Annotated in this window: 15 protein-coding genes; 9 read left to right on the top strand and 6 right to left on the bottom strand. The window is 67.3% G+C overall.

The window, feature by feature from the left end:
* Positions 1-91 precede the first annotated feature (91 nt).
* A complete protein-coding gene (locus tag FIV02_RS23120; protein WP_244230036.1) occupies positions 92-628 on the top strand; it encodes a murein L,D-transpeptidase family protein in 537 nt (178 codons plus the stop codon).
* 75 nt (positions 629-703) lie between these two features.
* Positions 704-1009 (top strand): NIPSNAP family protein, encoded by a 306-nt coding sequence (locus FIV02_RS23115; RefSeq protein ID WP_037051302.1) that lies wholly within the window; start codon positions 704-706, stop codon positions 1007-1009.
* Positions 1010-1082: 73 nt separating this feature from the next.
* Here FIV02_RS23115 and FIV02_RS23110 read toward each other — a convergent pair whose 3' ends face one another.
* Positions 1083-1997 carry a LysR family transcriptional regulator gene (locus FIV02_RS23110; RefSeq protein ID WP_152489904.1) on the bottom strand — a complete coding sequence of 305 codons (915 nt, stop codon included), beginning with the start codon at positions 1995-1997 and terminating at the stop codon, positions 1083-1085.
* A gap of 54 nt (positions 1998-2051) precedes the next feature.
* Between FIV02_RS23110 and FIV02_RS23105 the strand changes: the two genes are divergently transcribed.
* The 7 genes from FIV02_RS23105 (at position 2052) to FIV02_RS23075 (ending at position 9957) form a co-directional block, all read left to right on the top strand.
* Positions 2052-2249, top strand: coding sequence for a hypothetical protein (locus tag FIV02_RS23105; RefSeq protein ID WP_152489903.1), 198 nt, complete (start codon positions 2052-2054; stop codon positions 2247-2249).
* Positions 2250-2472: 223 nt separating this feature from the next.
* The gene (locus FIV02_RS23100) at positions 2473-3963 is read left to right on the top strand and encodes an aldehyde dehydrogenase (RefSeq protein WP_152489902.1); all 1491 of its coding nucleotides are present in this window, start codon (positions 2473-2475) and stop codon (positions 3961-3963) included.
* 31 nt (positions 3964-3994) lie between these two features.
* A complete protein-coding gene (locus FIV02_RS23095; protein WP_152489901.1) occupies positions 3995-5368 on the top strand; it encodes an aspartate aminotransferase family protein in 1374 nt (457 codons plus the stop codon).
* A 248-nt stretch (positions 5369-5616) separates the two neighbouring features.
* Positions 5617-6603, top strand: coding sequence for an ABC transporter substrate-binding protein (locus FIV02_RS23090; RefSeq protein WP_152489900.1), 987 nt, complete (start codon positions 5617-5619; stop codon positions 6601-6603).
* A 141-nt stretch (positions 6604-6744) separates the two neighbouring features.
* Positions 6745-7548, top strand: coding sequence for an ABC transporter permease (locus FIV02_RS23085; RefSeq protein ID WP_037051317.1), 804 nt, complete (start codon positions 6745-6747; stop codon positions 7546-7548).
* The gene (locus FIV02_RS23080; protein WP_037051320.1) at positions 7536-8369 is read left to right on the top strand and encodes an ABC transporter ATP-binding protein; all 834 of its coding nucleotides are present in this window, start codon (positions 7536-7538) and stop codon (positions 8367-8369) included. Before FIV02_RS23085 ends, FIV02_RS23080 begins: the two co-directional genes overlap by 13 nt.
* A gap of 1 nt (position 8370) precedes the next feature.
* Positions 8371-9957, top strand: a complete 1587-nt coding sequence (locus FIV02_RS23075; RefSeq protein WP_134677672.1) for a GMC family oxidoreductase — start codon at positions 8371-8373, stop codon at positions 9955-9957.
* Positions 9958-9993: 36 nt separating this feature from the next.
* On the opposite strand, the gene FIV02_RS23070 is transcribed toward FIV02_RS23075, so the two are convergent.
* The 5 genes from FIV02_RS23070 to nirB form a co-directional block, all read right to left on the bottom strand.
* Positions 9994-12462, bottom strand: coding sequence for an EAL domain-containing protein (locus FIV02_RS23070; protein ID WP_256663026.1), 2469 nt, complete (start codon positions 12460-12462; stop codon positions 9994-9996).
* A gap of 152 nt (positions 12463-12614) precedes the next feature.
* Positions 12615-14366 carry a bifunctional protein-serine/threonine kinase/phosphatase gene (locus FIV02_RS23065; protein WP_152489899.1) on the bottom strand — a complete coding sequence of 584 codons (1752 nt, stop codon included), beginning with the start codon at positions 14364-14366 and terminating at the stop codon, positions 12615-12617.
* Between the two features lie 9 nt (positions 14367-14375).
* A complete protein-coding gene (locus FIV02_RS23060) occupies positions 14376-15191 on the bottom strand; it encodes a formate/nitrite transporter family protein (protein ID WP_037051328.1) in 816 nt (271 codons plus the stop codon).
* A 42-nt stretch (positions 15192-15233) separates the two neighbouring features.
* Positions 15234-15596, bottom strand: a complete 363-nt coding sequence (nirD, locus tag FIV02_RS23055; RefSeq protein ID WP_037051332.1) for a nitrite reductase small subunit NirD — start codon at positions 15594-15596, stop codon at positions 15234-15236.
* A complete protein-coding gene (gene nirB / locus FIV02_RS23050) occupies positions 15596-18154 on the bottom strand; it encodes a nitrite reductase large subunit NirB (protein WP_152489898.1) in 2559 nt (852 codons plus the stop codon). Before nirB ends, nirD begins: the two co-directional genes overlap by 1 nt.
* Positions 18155-18451 lie beyond the last annotated feature (297 nt).

Below are 18451 nucleotides of genomic sequence, written 5' to 3'. Positions count from 1 at the left end.
GCGCTGCATTTGCGAGGCCGCGCACGGTGCTGCGCCTGCCTTCTGCTAAGGTGGCGCGCGAAGACACCGAGGGAATGGCAGGAGGCCGCTGGTGAAGCGTGGATGGCTACTGGGAATGGCACTGCTGGTGGCGCTGCCACTGGGTTACACCAAGATCATGGGGCGCCTGGCGGGCGGCCCGGAACCCGCGCCGGTGGCGGCCGAACAGGCGGACCTGATCACCGTGGACAAGGCGCAGCGGCGCATGCAGCTGTGGCGTGACGGCCAGGTGCTGGGCGAGTACCGCATCGCCCTCGGTGCGGCTGGCGATGCCGGGCACAAGCAGCGCGAGGGGGATGAGCGTACCCCCGAGGGGCGCTACCTGATCGACTGGCGCAACCCCAGGTCGATGGCCTACCTGAGCCTGCACATCTCCTACCCCAATGCCCGGGACGAGGCCGCGGCTGCGGCGCGCGACGAGGCGCCGGGCGGCAATATCATGATCCATGGCCTGCCCAATGGCTGGGGCTGGCTGGGTCCGCTGCACCACCTCTGGGACTGGACCGATGGCTGCATCGCCGTGAGCAACGACGAGATGCGCGAGATCTGGCTCCGCGTGGCGAACGGCACGCCCATCGAGATTCACTGAGCCGAAGGATGGCGTGAGCGGCGGCCCTTGTGCTTCCATCGCCAGTCCCGTTTCAACCTGCGACAAGGACGACCCATGGTCACCTGCTACCTGCGTTACATCGTCGATGCCTACAAGCTCGAGGAATTCGAGCATTACGCCAAGCTGTGGATTCCCCTGGTGGAGAAGTTCGGCGGTACGCACCACGGCTACTTCCTGCCATCGGAAGGCGCCAACAACGTGGCCCTGGCGCTGTTCAGCTTCCCCAGCCTGGCCGAATACGAGCGCTATCGCCAGGATTCGCTGGCCGACGCCGACTGCCAGGCCGCCTTCCGCTACGCCGAGGACACGCGCTGCATCCTGAGTTACGAGCGCAGCTTCTTCCGTCCTGTGTTCGACTAGGCGACGGCCCCGGATTGCATCCAGGCGATACGAGCAGCGCTGCCTGTAGCCCGGATGCAATCCGGGAACTCGTTCAGAGCGGTGCCGCCTCGCCCAGCTCTTCCTTGCAGTAGTCGACGAACAGCCGGGCCGGCTTGGTCAGCTGGGCGCGCTTGAGCCAGGCGGCCACCAGGCCGGAGCCGGTGACGTCCTCGGCGATGTTCACGCACGCCACGCGCTTGCCGTCGTAGGTGATGTCGCTGTGCGGGCGGGTGACCAGCACGGAGAAACCGAAGCCCTGGCCGACCATGCCGCGCACCATCTCGATCGACGGCGAGCTGAACAGGATGTTGGGCGACAAGCCCAGCTCCTCGAAGATGCTGACGAAGTAGTTACGGCTCGGCAGCACGTCGAGCAGGATCATCGGGTCGAGCGCCAGGTCGCGCAGCGATACCTGGGCCTGGGCGGCGAACCGGTGGCCCTCGGGCAGCAGGGCGTAGGGGCGCTGCGGCGGCATCAGCGGTTCGGTCTCGATGGTGCCGTCGAGGTCATGCTCGTAGAAGATCGCCAGGTCGAAGCGGCCGGCTGTCAGGCCCTGCACCAGTTCATGCTGCTCGCCGTCATGCAGGCGAATCTCCACGCCCGGGTAGCGCTGGCGAAAGCCGGCGATCAGGCGTGGCAGGTACAGCGGCGCGACCGTCTCGAAACAGCCGATGTCGATCTGTCCGGCTACCACGTCGTTGTCGGCCAGGGCGTTCTGCTCGAACTCACGGGCCATGCGCAGCAGTTCCTGCGCCTTGCGGTAGAAGCGCGCCCCGCCCGGGGTGAGCGAAACCCCCTGGGCGTGGTGACGGATGAACAGCTGCACACCGAAGCTTTCTTCCAGGCCCTTGATCGCCGTGGAGATCGACGGCTGCGCGATGTACAGCTTGCGTGACGCCTCGGCGACGCTGCCGCATTCGACGGTGGTGACGAAGTACTTGAGTTGACGCAGGGTGTAGGCAGCCACGCAAACCTCTGATGATGTTCGTTGCGACGTTCACCATACCCGCACTCGGGTGCCGTGCAGGTGAGCATCTTCTTTGCCAGTGGCCATATTTTTGCTGGCCAGCGGCGTCTGCACGCCTGCCTGCAAAAGCCGTACACGCCCGGGGTGATCGCCAGGGTGCCGCCGCGATCGGCTCGCCAGGCAGGCCTGGGCGCGCAGCGTGGCGAATTCCACCGCCGCGAACGGGCCGCCGTGCCGATGAGCATGCGCTGAAAGAGTGCGCCCGCCAATCCCGTCATGGCGCGGCGCCGGCAGGCATGCCGCGGCGTCACGGGGGCGTTGGCGACGCGTGCACAAGGAGCTGGCGAGCTGCACTGCTTTGGTGCTGGCGTGACGAGCTTTTTCGTATGTCCCGGCGACATTTTTAATATTTTTCCTATCTTCGGGCTTGCGCCACCATCAGTTCCGCAACCACCAGACGGTTAAGGGGACTGCGGTGTACGAACTCAGCGACTGGCAGCAACGCGCTCGGCAGCAAGGCTTCATCGAACAGGCCATCATCGGTGGGCGCCGTGTGGCGGCGCTGTCCGGCGCCACCTTCGCGGCCATCAACCCGGCCAGCGGCCAGGTGCTGGCGCAGGTCGCCGCCTGTGCTGAAGCCGAGGTCGATCTGGCCGTGCGCAGTGCCCGCCAGGCGTTCGAAGCGGGTGTCTGGTCGCAACGCACGCCGGCCGAGCGCAAGCAGGTGCTGCTGCGCCTGGCCGAGCTGATCCTGGCCAATCGCGATGAGCTGGCGCTGCTCGACTCGCTGAACATGGGCAAGCCGGTGATGGACGCCTGGAACATCGACGTGCCCGGCGCCGCCGGCGTGTTCCGCTGGTACGCGGAAAGCCTCGACAAGCGCTACGACGAAGTCGCCCCCAGCGCGGCCAACGTGCTGGCCACCATCACGCGCGAGGCGCTGGGCGTGGTCGCCGCCGTGGTGCCGTGGAACTTCCCGCTGGACATGGCTGCCTGGAAGCTCGCCCCGGCGCTGGCGGCCGGCAACTCGGTGGTGCTCAAGCCTGCCGAGCAGTCGCCGTTCTCCGCCTTGCGCCTGGCTGAGCTGGCGCTTGAGGCCGGCCTGCCGGAAGGGGTACTGAACGTGGTGCCGGGGCTCGGCGAGGCTGCCGGCAAGGCCCTTGGCCTGCACATGGACGTCGACTGCCTGGCCTTCACCGGCTCCACCGAGGTGGGCAAATACTTCATGGCTTACTCGGCGCAGTCCAACCTCAAACAGGTGTGGCTGGAGTGCGGCGGCAAGAGCGCCAATCTGCTGTTCGCCGATTGCCAGGACCTCGACCTGGCCGCCGAGAAGGCGGCCTTCGGCATCTTCTTCAACCAGGGCGAAGTGTGCTCGGCCAACTCGCGCCTGCTGGTGCAGCGCTCGATCCACGACCAGTTCGTCGAACGCCTGCAGGCCCAGGCGCGCGACTGGCTGCCCGGCGATCCGCTGGATCCCGCCAGCCGCGCCGGCGCCATCGTCGAGACGCGGCAGACGGCGCGGATCATGGACTTTATCGACGGCGCCCGGGCCGAGGGTGCGCGCCTCGTCTCCGGCGGCCGGCAACTGACGATCGGCGGCTCGGCCAACTTCGTCGAGCCGACCATCTTCACCGGCGTGGCGCCGAACAGCCGCCTGGCCCGCGAGGAAGTCTTCGGTCCGGTGCTGGCGGTGCTGCCGTTCGACAGCGAGGACGAGGCCGTGGCCCTGGCCAACGACAGTGTCTACGGCCTGGCCGCCTCGCTGTGGAGCGACGACCTCAACCGCGCCCACCGCGTTGCCCGCCGCCTCAAGGCCGGCACCGTCTCGGTCAACACCGTCGATGCGCTGGACGTCGCCACGCCCTTTGGCGGTGGCCGGCAGTCCGGTTTCGGCCGCGACCTGTCGCTGCATTCGTTCGACAAGTACACGCAACTTAAAACGACATGGTTCCAGCTCCGCTGAGCTGATGACCGGATAACCCAGGAGCCTTGCGATGACTGCCCCGAAGCACACGACTCAGGAATATCAGGCGCTGGATGCGGCGCACCATATCCATGCCTTTCTCGATCAGAAAGCGCTCAACGAGGAGGGTGCGCTGGTCATCGCCAAGGGCCAGGGCCTCAACCTCTGGGACAGCGACGGCAAGCGCTATCTGGACGGCATGTCCGGGCTGTGGTGCACCGCGCTGGGCTATGGCCGTGCCGACCTGAATGCCGCGGCCAGCCGTCAGCTGGAGGAGCTGCCGTACTACAACCTGTTCTTCCACACCACGCATCCGCGCGTGGTGGAGCTGTCCGAGCTGCTCTTCAGCCTGTTGCCGGCGCACTACAGCCACGCCATCTACACCAACTCCGGCTCCGAGGCCAACGAGGTGCTGATCCGCACCGTGCGCCGCTACTGGCAGGTGGTCGGCAAGCCGAGCAAGACAATCATGATCGGCCGCTGGAACGGCTATCACGGCTCCACCCTGGGCAGCACCGCGCTCGGCGGCATGGGCTTCATGCATGAAATGGGCGGCATGCTGCCGGGCTTCGCCCACATCGGCGAGCCCTACTACTTCGCCGAGGGCGGCGAGCTGAGCGAGGAGGCCTTCGGGCTCAAGGCGGCGCGCGAGCTGGAAGCGAAGCTCCTAGAGCTGGGTGCCGAGAACGTCGCGGCCTTCGTCGCCGAGCCGTTCCAGGGCGCCGGCGGCATGATCTTCCCGCCGCCCAGCTACTGGGCCGAGGTGCAGCGCATCTGCCGCCAGTACGACGTGCTGCTGTGCGCCGACGAGGTGATCGGTGGCTTCGGCCGCACCGGCGAATGGTTCGCCCACCAGCACTTCGGCTTCGAGCCGGACACCCTGACCATCGCCAAGGGCCTGACCTCCGGCTACATCCCCATGGGAGGCCTGGTGCTGGGCAAGCGCATCGCCGATGCCCTGGTGCAGGAAGGCGGCGTGTTCGCCCATGGCCTGACCTATGCCGGCCACCCGGTGGCGGCGGCCGTGGCGATCGCCAACCTCACCGCGCTGCGTGACGAACGCATCGTCGAGAGGGTGAAGGCCGACACCGGCCCTTACCTGCAGAAGCTGCTGCGCGAGACCTTCGCGGATCACCCGCTGATCGGCGACGTCCAGGGCACCGGGCTGGTCGCCGCGTTGCAGTTCGCCGAAGACAGGGCCACGCGCAAGCGTTTCGCCAACGAGAACGACATCGCCTGGCACTGCCGCACCGTCGGCTTCGACGAGGGCCTGATCATCCGTTCCACCCTCGGTCGCATGATCATGGCGCCAGCCCTGGTGGCCACCCACGCCGAGCTGGACGAGCTGGTGGAGAAGACCCGGCGCGCGGTGGATCGCACCGGGCGCGAGCTGAACCTGCTGTAACAGGCGAGATGTACCTGTAGGAGCGGCTTCAGCCGCGAGAAACCTGAATCGCGGCTGCAGCGGAATGCCGCCCAGCCGCTCCTGCGAAAGCGAACAAAGCGACAGGCATCACCCGGAACCGCCCCGCAGAGGGCGGCAAGAACCAGGATCGGCCCGACGAGGCTGGCCCCATGCACATGCAATTCGGCCCCTGGCCAATCCTGCCCCACGTAAACCAATAACGAGCCAACAGGCTGTGGGAGTGCTTCATGAAATCATCCTTGCGCCACCGTTTCGTCCGTACCTTCGCCTGCACCGCACTGGCTGCCGGCATGGCCGCCAGCGCCCAGGCCGGGACCCTGTCCATCGGCCACACCACCTGGGTCGGCTACGGCACCCTGTACCTGGCCCGTGACCTGGGCTACTTCAAGGACGCCGGCCTCGACCTGCAGCTGACCACCATCGAGGAAGCCTCGATGTACATGGCCGCTCAGGCCTCGGGCAAGCTGTCCGGCTCGGCCTCGACCATCGACGAGATCCTCAAGTACCGCTCCAAGGACTTCTGCTTCAAGGCCGTGGCCGCGCTGGACGAATCCCATGGCGGCGACGGCATCGTGGTGCAGGAGGGCATCGCCGACATGCAGGGCCTCAAGGGCAAGGCAGTGGCGGTCAACGAGGGTTCGGTGTCGCAGTTCTGGCTGAGCTACCTGCTGAAGAAGGCCGGCATGAGCATGAGCGACATCGAGGTGCAGAACATGACGGCCGACGACGCTGCCTCGGCCTTCATCGCCGGTCACGTGCCCGCCGCGGTGACCTGGGAGCCGAACCTGACCATGGTCAAGCAGAAGGGCAGCGGCAAGGTGCTGGTCGACAGCGGCGAGACGCCCGGCGTGATCGTCGACGTGGTGGCACTGGACTGCGACGTCATCGAGAAGCAGCCGGAAGACGTCAAGGCGCTGGTCGCCGGCCTGTACAAGGCGGTCGAGTTCACCCGGAGCAACCCGGAGAAGGCCCACGAAATCATGGCCAAGGGCGTTGGCGGCTACCTGTCCGATCCCAAGGACCTGGCCGAAGCGGCCAAGGGCGTGAAGTTCTACGACCAGGCCATGAGCGAGAAGCTGCTCGGTACTCCCGGCAAGGCCGGTGACATCGCCGAGATCATCAAGCTGGCCAACGAAACCTGGAGCAGCCTGCAGGGCAAGCCCTACGCGGTGCGCTACGAGGATCTGGTGGATACCTCGTTCGTCACGCCGTAACCCTTCTGCGCAGAAGGGGCCCTGTGGGAGGGGCTTCAGCCGCGAGCGTCGCCGCTGAAGCGCCCCCACGGTGCCCGCCCCTGCGGCAGAGGGGCCGACTGCGCGCTCAGCTTCTTCAATACCCGCAACACGAGGTGGTTCATGGCCACGCAAAAATCCTGGGTGCAGCGCTGCCTGACCCCGAAAGTCGATCTGCCGGGCCGTCTGGTGCTCGGTGTCAGCGGCCTGTGCTGGCTGCTGGTGCTTGGCCTGTGGGCCGTCCTGTCGTATGGCGGCGTGGTGCCGTCGATGTTTCTGCCGACCCCCGGCGACGTGGTCGCCGCTGGCGTGCGCCTGGCCGCCGACGGCACCCTGAGCAAGCATGTGTTGGCCAGCCTGGAAGTGGTGCTGATCGGCTTCGTCGTGTCCTCCCTGGTGGCGGTGCCGCTGGGCCTGCTGATGGGCAGCTTCCGCATCGTCCAGGCGTTTCTCGAGCCGCTGGTCAACTTCATCCGCTACCTGCCGGTGACCAGCTTCGTGCCGCTGTTCATCCTGTGGATCGGCATCGGTCTGGAACAGCGCGTCTCGGTGATCATCTTCGGCGTGTTCTTCCAGCAGCTGGTGATGATCGCCGACGTCTCCAAGGGCGTCTCGCGGGACCTGCTCAACGCCAGCTACACCCTCGGCGCCAGCCGCCGTGACGTGGTGCTGCACGTGCTGGCGCCGGCTTCCCTGCCCGGCATCCTCGACACGCTGCGCGTGACCATGGGCTGGGCCTGGACCTACCTGGTGGTGGCCGAACTGGTCGCCGCCTCCAGCGGCCTCGGTTACATCAGCCTCAAGGCCATGCGTGGCTTCCAGGTGGATGTGATCTTCCTCGCCATCGCCATCATCGGCCTGCTCGGGCTGATCACCGATCAACTGTTCCGTCTGCTTCGACTGAGGATTGCCGCATGGGCGCAATAGCCAAGAAACCCTACATCATGCCGGCGCTCAGTCAGTACGCCGAGGTCGCCGCACGGCTCAAGGTGGACAACGTCAGCCTGCGCTACCAGTCGCCTGCGGGGGACACCTTCACCGCGCTGGAGCGGGTCTCCTTCGAGGTGCCGGACCAGCAGTTCGCGGTCATCGTCGGCCCCTCCGGCTGCGGCAAGTCGAGCCTGCTGTACCTCACCGCCGGCCTCAACGAACCGACCGAGGGCGATATCTACGTCGGCGGGCGCAAGGTCGATGGCCCCGGTGCCGACCGTGGCATGGTGTTCCAGGGCTACACCCTGTTCCCCTGGCTCACGGTGCGCCAGAACATCGAGTTCGGCCTCAAGCGCCGGGGGCTGCCGGCCACCGAGATGCGCACCATCGTCGAGTTCTACCTGCAGGAAGTCGGCCTGGACAAGTTCGCCGAGCATTTTCCCAAGCAGCTTTCCGGCGGCATGATGCAGCGCGTGGCCATCGCCCGGGCATTGGCCAACGACCCGCAGATCCTGCTGATGGACGAACCCTTCGGCGCCCTCGACAGCCAGACCCGTCTGCAGATGCAGCAACTGCTGCTGCAGGTCTGGGGCAACAGCAAGAAGACCGTGGTGTTCGTCACCCACGACATCGATGAAGCCATCCTGCTCGCCGACCGTATCTACGTGATGGGCGCGCGTCCGGGGCGGATCAAGGAAATCCTCGACGTGCCGATCGAGCGTCCGCGCAACCTCGACGTGGTGATGGAGCCCGAGTTCATCCGCATGAAGCGACACATCCTCGGCCTGCTGCACGACGACATGGAAGAGGTGCACTGAGATGGCGGACAGCTTCGACTACCTGATCGTCGGGGCCGGTTCGGCCGGCTGCGTGCTGGCCAACCGCCTGAGCGCGGACCCGGCCGTGCGCGTCTGTCTGATCGAGGCCGGCGGCAGCGACGCTAGCCCGCGGGTGCAGGTGCCGGCTGGCACCATCACCCTGTACAAGAGCCGCGTGTTCAGCTGGAACTACTTCTCCGCGCCGCAGCGCCACCTCGCCGGGCGTCGTCTGCACACCCCGCGTGGCAAGGCTCTCGGCGGCTCCAGTGCGATGAACAGCATGATCTACATCCGTGGCGACGCCAGCGACTACGACCGCTGGGAAGCCGCCGGCTGCCCCGGCTGGGGCTGGCGCGACGTGCTGCCGTACTTCAAGAAGTCCGAGGGCAACCGCCTCGGCCAGTCCCTGCACTACCACGGCACGCTGGGCGAACTGCTGGTGGACAAGCCGCGTGACCCCAACCCGTTGTCCGAGCGTTACATCAGTGCCGCCAGCCATATCGGCCTGCGCCGCAACGACGATTTCAACGGCGGCAGCCTGGAGGGTGTCGGCCTGTACAACGTCACCCAGAAGGACGCCAGGCGTCTGTCCAGCTACCGCGCCTTCGTCGCCCCGGTGCGCCAGCGCAGCAACCTCACCGTGCTGACCGGCTGCGAGGTGGAGCGCCTGCTGCTCGACGGCGAGCGCGTCAGCGGCCTGGAACTGCGCGAGAAGGGCCAGTGGCGCACCTTGCAGTGCAGCCGCGAGACCATCCTCTGCGCCGGTGCGCTGGGCTCGCCGCACATCCTGCTGAAATCCGGCATCGGCCCCAGGGCCGAGCTGGAGGCGGCGGGCGTGGCCAGCAAGGTCGACCTGCCCGGAGTCGGCAAGAACCTGCAGGACCATATCGACGGCACGCTCACCGTGCGCTCGAAGAGCCCGCTGTCGCTGGGCTTCTCCATCGGCTCGCTGCCCAAGGTGCTGGCCTCGCCGTTCCAGTACCTGGCGCGCAGGATGGGCTGGCTGACCACCAACTACGTCGAGGCCGGCGGCTTCGCCCGCACGCCGCTGGCGGGTGACCTGCCGGATGTGCAGATGCACTTCGTGCCGGGTTATCGCAGCCATCGCGGGCGCCTGTTCGAGTGGGGCCATGGCTACGCCATCCACACCTGCGTGCTGCGCCCGAAAAGCGTCGGCGAGGTGCGCCTGGGCGAGGGCCGCAGCCTGAGCATCGACTTCAACTTCCTCAGTGACGAGGCCGACGCGCGGGTGCTGGTGGAGGGGGTCAAGCTGGCGCGCAGCATCCTCGCCCAGCCGGAGTTCGACGCCATTCGTGGCAAGGAGATGTTGCCCGGCGCGCAGGTGCAGAGTGACGAACAGCTGCTGGCACACCTGCGCGAGAACGCCGCCACGGTGTTCCACCCAGTGGGCACCTGCAAGATGGGCACGGACGAGGCCGCCGTGGTCTCGCCGCAGCTCAGGGTGCGCGGCCTGAGCAACCTGCGCGTGGCCGATGCCTCGATCATGCCGACGCTGATCAGCGGCAACACCAACGCGCCGTGCATCATGATCGGCGAGCGCGCTGCGGAGATGATCCTGCGCGGCTGAACGGGGCGGCGGGCGGGCGTCAGCGCCTGCCCGCGGTCACTGCCGCTTGCGCTCGTTGGCCGGCTGCGGATGGCCGAACAGGAAACCCTGGAAGTGCGAGCAGCCCTGGGCCTTGAGTTGTTCGAGCTGTTCTTCGGTTTCCACGCCCTCGGCGGTGGTCTTGATCTGCAGGCTGCTGCTCATGCCGGTGATGGCGCGCACGATCGACATCGCCTCGGGGCTGTCGACCATGTCGTTGATGAACGACTTGTCGATCTTGATCCGGTCGAAGGCGAACGAGCGTAGGTAACTCAGCGAGGAGTAGCCGGTGCCGAAGTCGTCGAGGGCGATGTTCACCCCCAGGGCCTTGAGGCGCTTGAGCGTCTCGATATTGCCGTCGCTGTTGTCGAGCAGCACCGACTCGGTGATCTCCAGCTCCAGGCGCCGAGGCTCCAGTGCCGAGTCCTGCAGGGCCAGGGCGACGATCCTGACCAGCTCGGGGTTCCTGAACTGCACGGGCGACAGGTTGACCGCCACGGTCTGCTCGGTATTCCAGCTGGCCGCTTCCTGGCAGGCGAGGTTGAGCGCACGTGCGCCCACCTCGTGAATCAGCCCGGTTTCCTCGGCCAGCGGAATGAAGTCCATGGGCATCACCAGGCCATTGAGCGGGTGATGCCAGCGCATCAGCGCTTCGTAGCCGGAGATCTGCCCGTGCTGCTGGTCGATGATCGGCTGGTAGTGCAGCTGCAACTGGCCCAGGTGCAGGGCGGTGCGCAGGTCCATCTCCATGGTGCGGCGGCGGCGCGCGGCGGCATCCAGTTCGGGCTGGAAGTATTCGAAGCGATTGCGCCCGTTGCGCTTGGCCTCGTACAGCGCCAGATCGGCGTAGCGCAGCAGCTGGTCGGCGCTCTGGTGGTCGTTCGGTGCGATGGCCACCCCCACGCTCAGGCCGACGCTGAAACTGTGGTCGTCGATCATGAAGCTCGGCGCGACCACGTCGATCAGGCGCTGGGCGGTGCGATGGGCACTCTCGGGGCAATCCAGGTTGCGCAGGACGATGGCGAACTCGTCGCCGCCGAGGCGGGCCAGGGTGTCCTGATCGCGCAGCGTGCCTTTCAGGCGGGTCGCCAGCGCGCGCAGCAAGCGGTCGCCGAAGGCATGGCCGAGCGCGTCGTTGATGTTCTTGAAGTTGTCCAGGTCCAGGCACAGTACGCCGACCAGCGAGCGCTCGACCGCGCTCTCGGCGAGGGCTTCCTGCAGACGCTCGGCGAACAGCGTGCGGTTGGCCAGCCCGGTCAGTGCATCGTGGTGCGCCATGTGATGAATCTGCGCGTGCGCGGCCAGTTCGTCGGTGACGTCCTCGGCGATCATCAGCACGTAGCTGGCCTGGTTGGCCCCGCCGTTGCTCAGGGCCACGCGGGTACGCAGCGTGCGCAGGCCCAGCGGGGTCTCCAGGGACTGTTCACGCAGGTAGCCGGTTTTGGCGCGGATGCCCTGTTCGGTCTGTTCTTCGATATAGCGGGCGATGCCCGCTGCCAGGCAGGCCTGTGGATGCTGGCCGACCATGGCCTGGGCGCTGCAGCCGAACAGGCGCTCGGCCTGCGGGTTGGCCAGCAGGATTTCCCCGGATTGCGGGTTCCTGACGATCAGGCTGGCGGGAATGTTGCCGATCACCGAGTCGAGAAAGCGCGACAGGTTGCTCATCTCCTCGCTGTAGCTTTCCGCCAGTTCCTTGGCCTTGAGCAGCTCCTGTTCGTGCTGGCGGCGCTCGGTGATGTCGCGGGTGATCTTGGCGAAGCCGATGAGCTGGCCCTCGTCGTCGCGCACCGCATCGATGATCACGTGGGCCCAGAACGCTGAACCGTCCTTGCGCAGGCGGATGCCCTCGGCCTCGAAGCGGCCCTCGCGGTGGGCAGTCTCCAGGCCCCGCTGCGGCAGGCCAGTGCTGCGATCTTCCGGCGTGTAGAACAGCGAGAAGTGCTGCCCGACGATTTCGCCGGCACTGTAGCCCTTGGCCCGTTGCGCGCCGGCGTTCCAGTTCTGCACATGGCCCTGCGGGTCGAGCATGTAGATGGCGTAGTCCTTGACGCCCTGCACCAGCAGGCGGAAACGCCGCTCCTGCTCGCGCTGTTCGTTCTGCAGGCGCTGCTGCTCGGTGCAGTCCCGGGTGATCTTGGCGAAGCCGATGAGCTGGCCCTCATCGTCGCGCACGGCATCGATGATCACATGCGCCCAGAACGACGATCCGTCCTTGCGCAGGCGCCAGCCGGTGGCTTCGAAACGCCCGGTGTCACGGGCCTGCTGCAGGCCGCGTTGCGGCACGCCGGCGTCACGCTCCTGCGCGCTGTAGAACACCGAGAAATGCTGGCCGACGATTTCCGCCGCCCGGTAGCCCTTGGCCCGCTGGGCACCGGCATTCCAGTTGGTCACCACGCCCTCGGGGCTGAGCAGGTAGATGGCGTAATCCACCACGCTCTGCACCAGCAGGCGATACATCATGTCGGAGTTGAGGTCGATCGGTGACATCGAAGCGATACCTGCGCAGGAAATAACGGCGCAGGGACAGGCCTGCGGGGTGCCATGTGGGTCGGGTGCGACCGTAGGGCAGGCCGTTCAGGAACGGGCAGCGGGAAATTCTGCCCGTCTGCCGGGCGTTTTGCCAGCCAGGCACGGCGCGCCTAGTGCAGCAGTGCGGTTAGCAAGGACAGTGCCAGCAGCAGGCTGAGCAGTTGCCAGAACAGCAGCGGGTCACGCTCCAGCAGGGGCCGATGCCTGCGCGCGAGCAGCGCCTGGCCGGGATGGCGCAGGGCGTGGGCGAATTCGTCCGGGTCCCGGTAGCGCTGGTTCGGGTCCGGGTGGCAACCCTTGCGCAGCACGTCGTCCAGCCACGGCGGCAGGTCCGCCTGGCGCCCCACTGGCTGGTAGCGCAGGCGCATCTGCGCCGTCCGGCTCCGGGCCCGCGCCATGGCCGCGCCGTAGGGCAGCCGGCCAGTGAGCATCTGGTAGGTGATCACTGCCAGCGAGAACACCTCCGAGCCGACGCTGGCCGGCTGTCCCAGCCAGTATTCCGGTGCGCTGTACTGGGCCGTGCCGAGCGCCTGCCGAAGCGTTTCCCGCGCGTCGCTTTCCTGCAGCCCGGCCACGTGCGTCGCGCCGAAATCGATGATCTTCACCGTACCCTCGGCGTCGATCATCAGGTTGGCCGGGCGCAGGTCCTGGTGCAGCATTTCCAGGCGGTGAAAGGCGCGCAGGCCGCGTGCGATCTGTTCGACGATGTCACGTACCGCCTGCAGGGGCGGTTGCGGGTGGTCGAGCAGCCACTGCGCGAGCGTCTGGCCGTCGATGAATTCGCTGCTGCTGTACAGGTAGTGGCGCGGGCGCGATGGCACATGGGCCTTGAGCACGTGGGGGCTGTCGATGCGCCTGGCGATCCATTCCTCCAGCAGCAGGCGCTGCAGGTACTGCGTGTCCTGCTGCAGATCCTGGGAGGGGGTCTTGAGCACCAGCGTGGCGCCGCTGGCCGGGTCGCGCGCCAGGTACAGGTGGCTGCGCGCGCTGGCGTGCAGCCGGCGCAGGATGCGGTAGCCGTCGAAGTCGCACGGTGCCTCCAGCACGGGTGGGCAGGGCAGCTCGTCCAGCTGCCGTTGCAACTCGCCGGGCTCACCTTCGGGCAACTGCTCGATGCGCAGCAGCTGCACGGTCAGGTTGTCGTCGCTGCCGCCGGCCAGCGCCCGCTCGACGATCCGTTGCGCGGTGTGTTGCAGGTCGTCGGCGCTGCCGGCGAGGCAGGCGCGCAGGCTGCGGTCGTCGAGGAAGGCATGCACGACGTCGGTGGCCAGCAGGAACAGGTCGCCGACCTCCAGGGGCAGGGCCTGATAGTCGATTTCCAGATGCGCCTGCATGCCCAGCGCGCGGCTGAGGTAGCTCCTGTCGGCGTCGAGCTGCAGGCGATGTTCCTGGGTCAGCGGTTCCAGCACGTCGCCGCGCAGGCGGTAGATGCGCGCGTCGCCGATGTGGAACAGGTGCGCGGTGGTCGACTTCAGCAACAGCGCGCTGAAGGTGCAGACGTAGCCGCGATCCAGGTCATAACGGTGCGGGCTGCGCCGGCTCTGCGCGTGCAGCCAGGCATTGGTGGCGGCGAGCACGCGCAGCGCCGAGGTCTTCACCGACCAGGCGTCGCTGGTGCTGTAGTAGTCGCTGAGAAAGGCCGCCACCGCCGTCTCGCTGGCGATGTGGCTGACCTCGCTGCTGCTGATGCCATCGGCCAGGGCGACGGCGATGCCCTTGCTGTCGAGCTGGGCCGCCTGCGGCACGCACAGGCCATGGAAGTCCTGGTTGCGTGGCTTCTTGCCCCTGTCCGAATGCTGGCCGACGCTGACGCGCAGCCGCCCTGGCTGGCGGCTGCGCGGCGAGGCGTCGGCCAGGCTCATCGGCACGGCTCAGTTGTAGGTGGTGCGCTTGGGCGCGGTTCTGACGTGGGTGGTGTAGAGGGTCAGGCCGGTGAAGGCCAGGCCGCCGACCAGGTTGCCCAGTGCGGTGGGGATCTCGTTCCAGATCATGTAATCCATCACCGAGAAGTCGCCGCCCATGATCATCGCCGAGGGGAACAGGAACATGTTCACCACCGAGTGCTCGAAGCCCATGAAGAAGAACAGCATGATCGGCATCCACATGGCGATGGTCTTGCCGCTCACCGTGGTGGAGATCATCGCCCCGACCACGCCCATCGACACCATCCAGTTGCACAGCATGCCGCGCAGGAAGATGGTCGCCCAGCCGGCCAGGCCGTATTCGGCATAGCCCAGGGTGCGCGCCTCGCCGATGTGCGAGATCTTCTCGCCGATGGCGCCCGGGCCGGTGGAGAAGCCGTAGGTGAAGACGAACGCCATCATGAAGGCCACGGTCAGCGCGCCGGCGAAGTTGCCGACGAACACCAGGCCCCAGTTGCGCAGCACGCCGCTCGGGGTGACGCCGGGGCGGCGGTCGAGCAGGGCCAGCGGGGTGAGCATGAACACGCCGGTGAGCAGGTCGAAGCCCATCAGGTAGAGCATCACGAAGCCGACCGGGAAGAGCATGGCGCCCACCAGCGGCGAGCCGGTCTGCACGCCCACGGTGATGGCGAACACCGCCGCCAGGGCCAGGATGGCGCCCGCCATGAAGGCGCGGATCAGGGTGTCGCGGGTCGACATGAAGATCTTCGACTCACCGGCATCCACCATCTTGGTGACGAATTCTGTCGGGACCAGATAGGACATGTTTGCGCTCTCTCGTTAGCTATTGAAGAAGGGGGCAGGGGCTCAGCCCAGGCTGATTTCCACCCGCTCGCCACACAGGCGCACGGGCCAGACCGGCAGGTGCTGCTCGGGGTACTCCAGGCAGGCACCGTCGCGCAGGCGAAAGTGCTGCTTGTACAGCGGCGAGGCGATCACCAGATCGCCTCCCAGGTGACCGACCAGGCCGCGGCCGATGACATTGGCGCCGGATTTCGGGTCGCGGTTGCCGATGGCGAATACCTGCGGCTCGCTGTCCGGCAGGTAGAACAGCGCCACCTGCTGGCCGCCGGCCAGGGCGACGATGCCGGAGCCGGCCACCAGGTCGGCGGTGCGGCACAGGGGGCGCCAGTCGGCGTGCGGATCGCGTGCGGTGTTGGACGGGCTCATCAGACGGCCTCCTCGGTGACGGGGATCAGTTCCAGTTCATGGGCGCGCGCCGGACGGCGCTGGCCGCGTTCGCGGACGAAGCGGATGTCGGGGTCGCCGCCCTTTTCGTTGACGAAGGTGCGGAAGCGCTTGAGCTTCTCCTCGTCCTTCAGCGCGCCCGCCCATTCGCATTCGTAGCGCTCGACCACCAGCTGCATCTGCGCTTCCAGTTCGGCGGCGAGGCCCAGGCTGTCTTCCAGAATCACTTGCTTGAGGTAGTCCAGGCCGCCTTCCAGCGATTCGCGCCACACCGAGGTGCGCTGCAGCTTGTCGGCGGTGCGGATGTAGAACATCAGCACGCGGTCGATGAGGCGTACCAGGCTGTCGTCGTCCAGGTCGGTGGCGAACAGTTCGGCATGCCGTGGGCGCATGCCGCCGTTGCCGCAGACGTACAGGTTCCAGCCGTTCTCGGTGGCGATCACGCCGATGTCCTTGCTCTGCGCCTCGGCGCACTCGCGGGTGCAGCCGCTGACCGCGAACTTGATCTTGTGCGGCGAGCGCAGGCCCTTGTAGCGATTCTCCAGGTGCAGGGCCATGGCCACGCTGTCCTGCACGCCGTAGCGGCACCAGGTGCTGCCGACGCAGCTTTTCACCGTGCGCAGCGACTTGCCGTAGGCGTGGCCGGTCTCGAAACCGGCAGCGATCAGTTCGCCCCAGATGTCCGGCAGTTCGTGCAGCTGGGCGCCGAACAGGTCGATGCGCTGGCCGCCGGTGATCTTGGTGTAGAGGTCGTATTTCTTCGCCACCGCGCCGATGGCGATCAGCCCCTCGGGGGTGATCTCGCCGCCGGGGATGCGCGGCACCACCGAGTAGGTGCCGTTCTTCTGCATGTTGGCCATGAAGGTGTCGTTGGTGTCCTGCAGCGGAATCAGCGCCGGCTCGGTGATCGGCCGGTTCCAGCAGGAGGCGAGGATCGAGCCCACCGCCGGCTTGCAGATGTCGCAGCCGAGGTGGCCCTTGCCATGCCTGGCCAGCAGGTCCTCGAACGTCTCGATGCCCTCGACGCGGACGAAGTGATAGAGCTCCTGGCGGGTGTGGGCGAAGTGCTCGCAGAGGCTCGTGTCGACGGCCACGCCACGGGCGCTCAGCTCGTGCTCGACCACCTGCTTGAGCAGCGCCGCGCAGCCGCCGCAGCCGGTGGCTGCTCTGGTGCTGGCCTTGACCCCGGCGACATCGCAGCAGCCGGCGTCGATGGCGGCGCACACCGAGCCCTTGCTGACGTTGTGGCAGGAGCAGATGGTGGCGCTGTCCGGCAGGGCGTCGGCGCCGAGCGCCGGGGCGCCGCCACCGGCGGGCATGATCAGGCTGGCCGGGTCGTCCGGCAGCCTGATGCCGTTCTGCGCGTACTGCAGCAGGGTGTCGTAGTAGCTGTTGTCGCCGACCAGCACGGCGCCGAGCACCTGGCGGCCGTCGGCGGAGACCACCAGGCGCCGGTAGCTGGCGCTGGCCTCGTCGATGTAGCGGTAGCTGCGCGCGCCGGCCGTTGCGCCGTGGGCGTCGCCGATGGAGCCGACATCGACGCCGAGCAGCTTGAGCTTGGTCGACATGTCGGCGCCGAGGAACGGCTGCGCCTCGGCGCCACAGAGCCGGGCAGCGACGGCGCGGGCCATCTGGTAGCCGGGCGCGACCAGGCCGAAGATGCCGCCATTCCAGGCCGCGCACTCGCCGATGGCGTAGATGTTCGGGTCGCTGCTCAGGCACTGGTCATCGATCGCCACGCCGCCGCGCGGGCCGAGTTCCAGCGCGCAGGCGCGGGCCAGGGCGTCCTGCGGGCGGATACCGGCGGAGAAGACGATCAGGTCGGTCTCCAGGGCCTCATCGCCGGCGAAGTTCATCCGGTAGCGGTAGTCGCTGCCGGCGCTGATCGATTGCGTGGCCTTGTCCAGGTGCACGCCGACGCCGAGGTCCTCGATGCGCTGCCTGAGCGCGGCGCCGCCGAAGTCGTCGAGTTGCACCGGCATCAGGCGCGGGGCGAATTCCACCACGTGTGCTTCCAGGCCCAGCGATTTCAGCGCGTTGGCTGCCTCCAGGCCGAGCAGACCGCCGCCGACCACCACGCCGCGGCGTTTGCCCTGGGCGGCGGCGCGGATGGCGTCGAGATCGTCGAGGGTGCGGTAGACCAGGCGCGCATCGCCCTCGGCGCCTTCGATGGGCGGCACGAAGGGGTAGGAACCGGTGGCCAGCACCAGCTTGTCGTAGGTGAAGCGCCCCTTGGCGGTGATCACCTCGCGGGTGGCGCGGTCGATCTCCAGCACCGGCGCAGCCAGGTGCAGGTACAGGCCGGCTCGTGCATACAGTTCGGCGGCGCTCATCGCCAGGGATTCGGCATCGCGCCCGCTGAAGTATTCGGAGAGGTGCACGCGGTCGTAGGCGCGCTGCGCCTCCTCGCCGAACACGTCGATCCGGTAGTGTTCCAGCGCGCCGGCCGCGAGCAGTTGCTCGACGCAGTGGTGGCCGACCATGCCGTTGCCGATGATGACCAGGCGTTGCTTGTTGCTGGGGCGTTCTGTGCTGTTCATGGTGGTTCCCGGCGAAAGCTCATCAGGTTTTCGTGCGGCAAAAAAAAGCGCCTGAAACCTTGCGGTTCCAGGCGCCTTTGCCTGTTCTGTCGCGTGCCGCTCTATGGCACGTCGCTACCCAATTGCCTGCGTTGGCTGTTCGATCGCCGTTGACCGAGTGGGTTGCCCGGGTGGCCGGGCTTGTGCGGAGTCATGCAGTGGCTGTGCCAATCCCTGTCGAGATGCGCCAGGCCGCTCTGTTCCGGGCCTCGGGCGCTGCGCTCAGGCGCGTTGCGGGTGGCGCGCGCAGCCCAAAAG

Source organism: Pseudomonas sp. THAF187a (genome assembly GCF_009363395.1).
Classification (GTDB): Bacteria; Pseudomonadota; Gammaproteobacteria; order Pseudomonadales; family Pseudomonadaceae; genus Aquipseudomonas; species Aquipseudomonas khazarica.
The sequence above is the reverse complement of the archived record's forward strand: the minus strand, read 5'-3'. Positions and strand labels throughout refer to the sequence as shown.

Excerpts from the sequence above, each read along its gene's own strand:
- FIV02_RS23080 (WP_037051320.1), top strand. The coding sequence starts at position 7,536 with ATGGGCGCAATAGCCAAGAAACCCTACATCATGCCGGCGCTCAGTCAG.
- FIV02_RS23075 (WP_134677672.1), top strand. The coding sequence starts at position 8,371 with ATGGCGGACAGCTTCGACTACCTGATCGTCGGGGCCGGTTCGGCCGGC.
- FIV02_RS23065 (WP_152489899.1), bottom strand. The coding sequence starts at position 14,366 with ATGAGCCTGGCCGACGCCTCGCCGCGCAGCCGCCAGCCAGGGCGGCTG.
- FIV02_RS23085 (WP_037051317.1), top strand. The coding sequence starts at position 6,745 with ATGGCCACGCAAAAATCCTGGGTGCAGCGCTGCCTGACCCCGAAAGTC.
- FIV02_RS23090 (WP_152489900.1), top strand. The coding sequence starts at position 5,617 with ATGAAATCATCCTTGCGCCACCGTTTCGTCCGTACCTTCGCCTGCACC.
- FIV02_RS23115 (WP_037051302.1), top strand. The coding sequence starts at position 704 with ATGGTCACCTGCTACCTGCGTTACATCGTCGATGCCTACAAGCTCGAG.
- nirB (WP_152489898.1), bottom strand. The coding sequence starts at position 18,154 with ATGAACAGCACAGAACGCCCCAGCAACAAGCAACGCCTGGTCATCATC.
- FIV02_RS23060 (WP_037051328.1), bottom strand. The coding sequence starts at position 15,191 with ATGTCCTATCTGGTCCCGACAGAATTCGTCACCAAGATGGTGGATGCC.
- FIV02_RS23095 (WP_152489901.1), top strand. The coding sequence starts at position 3,995 with ATGACTGCCCCGAAGCACACGACTCAGGAATATCAGGCGCTGGATGCG.
- FIV02_RS23070 (WP_256663026.1), bottom strand. The coding sequence starts at position 12,462 with ATGTCACCGATCGACCTCAACTCCGACATGATGTATCGCCTGCTGGTG.
- nirD (WP_037051332.1), bottom strand. The coding sequence starts at position 15,596 with ATGAGCCCGTCCAACACCGCACGCGATCCGCACGCCGACTGGCGCCCC.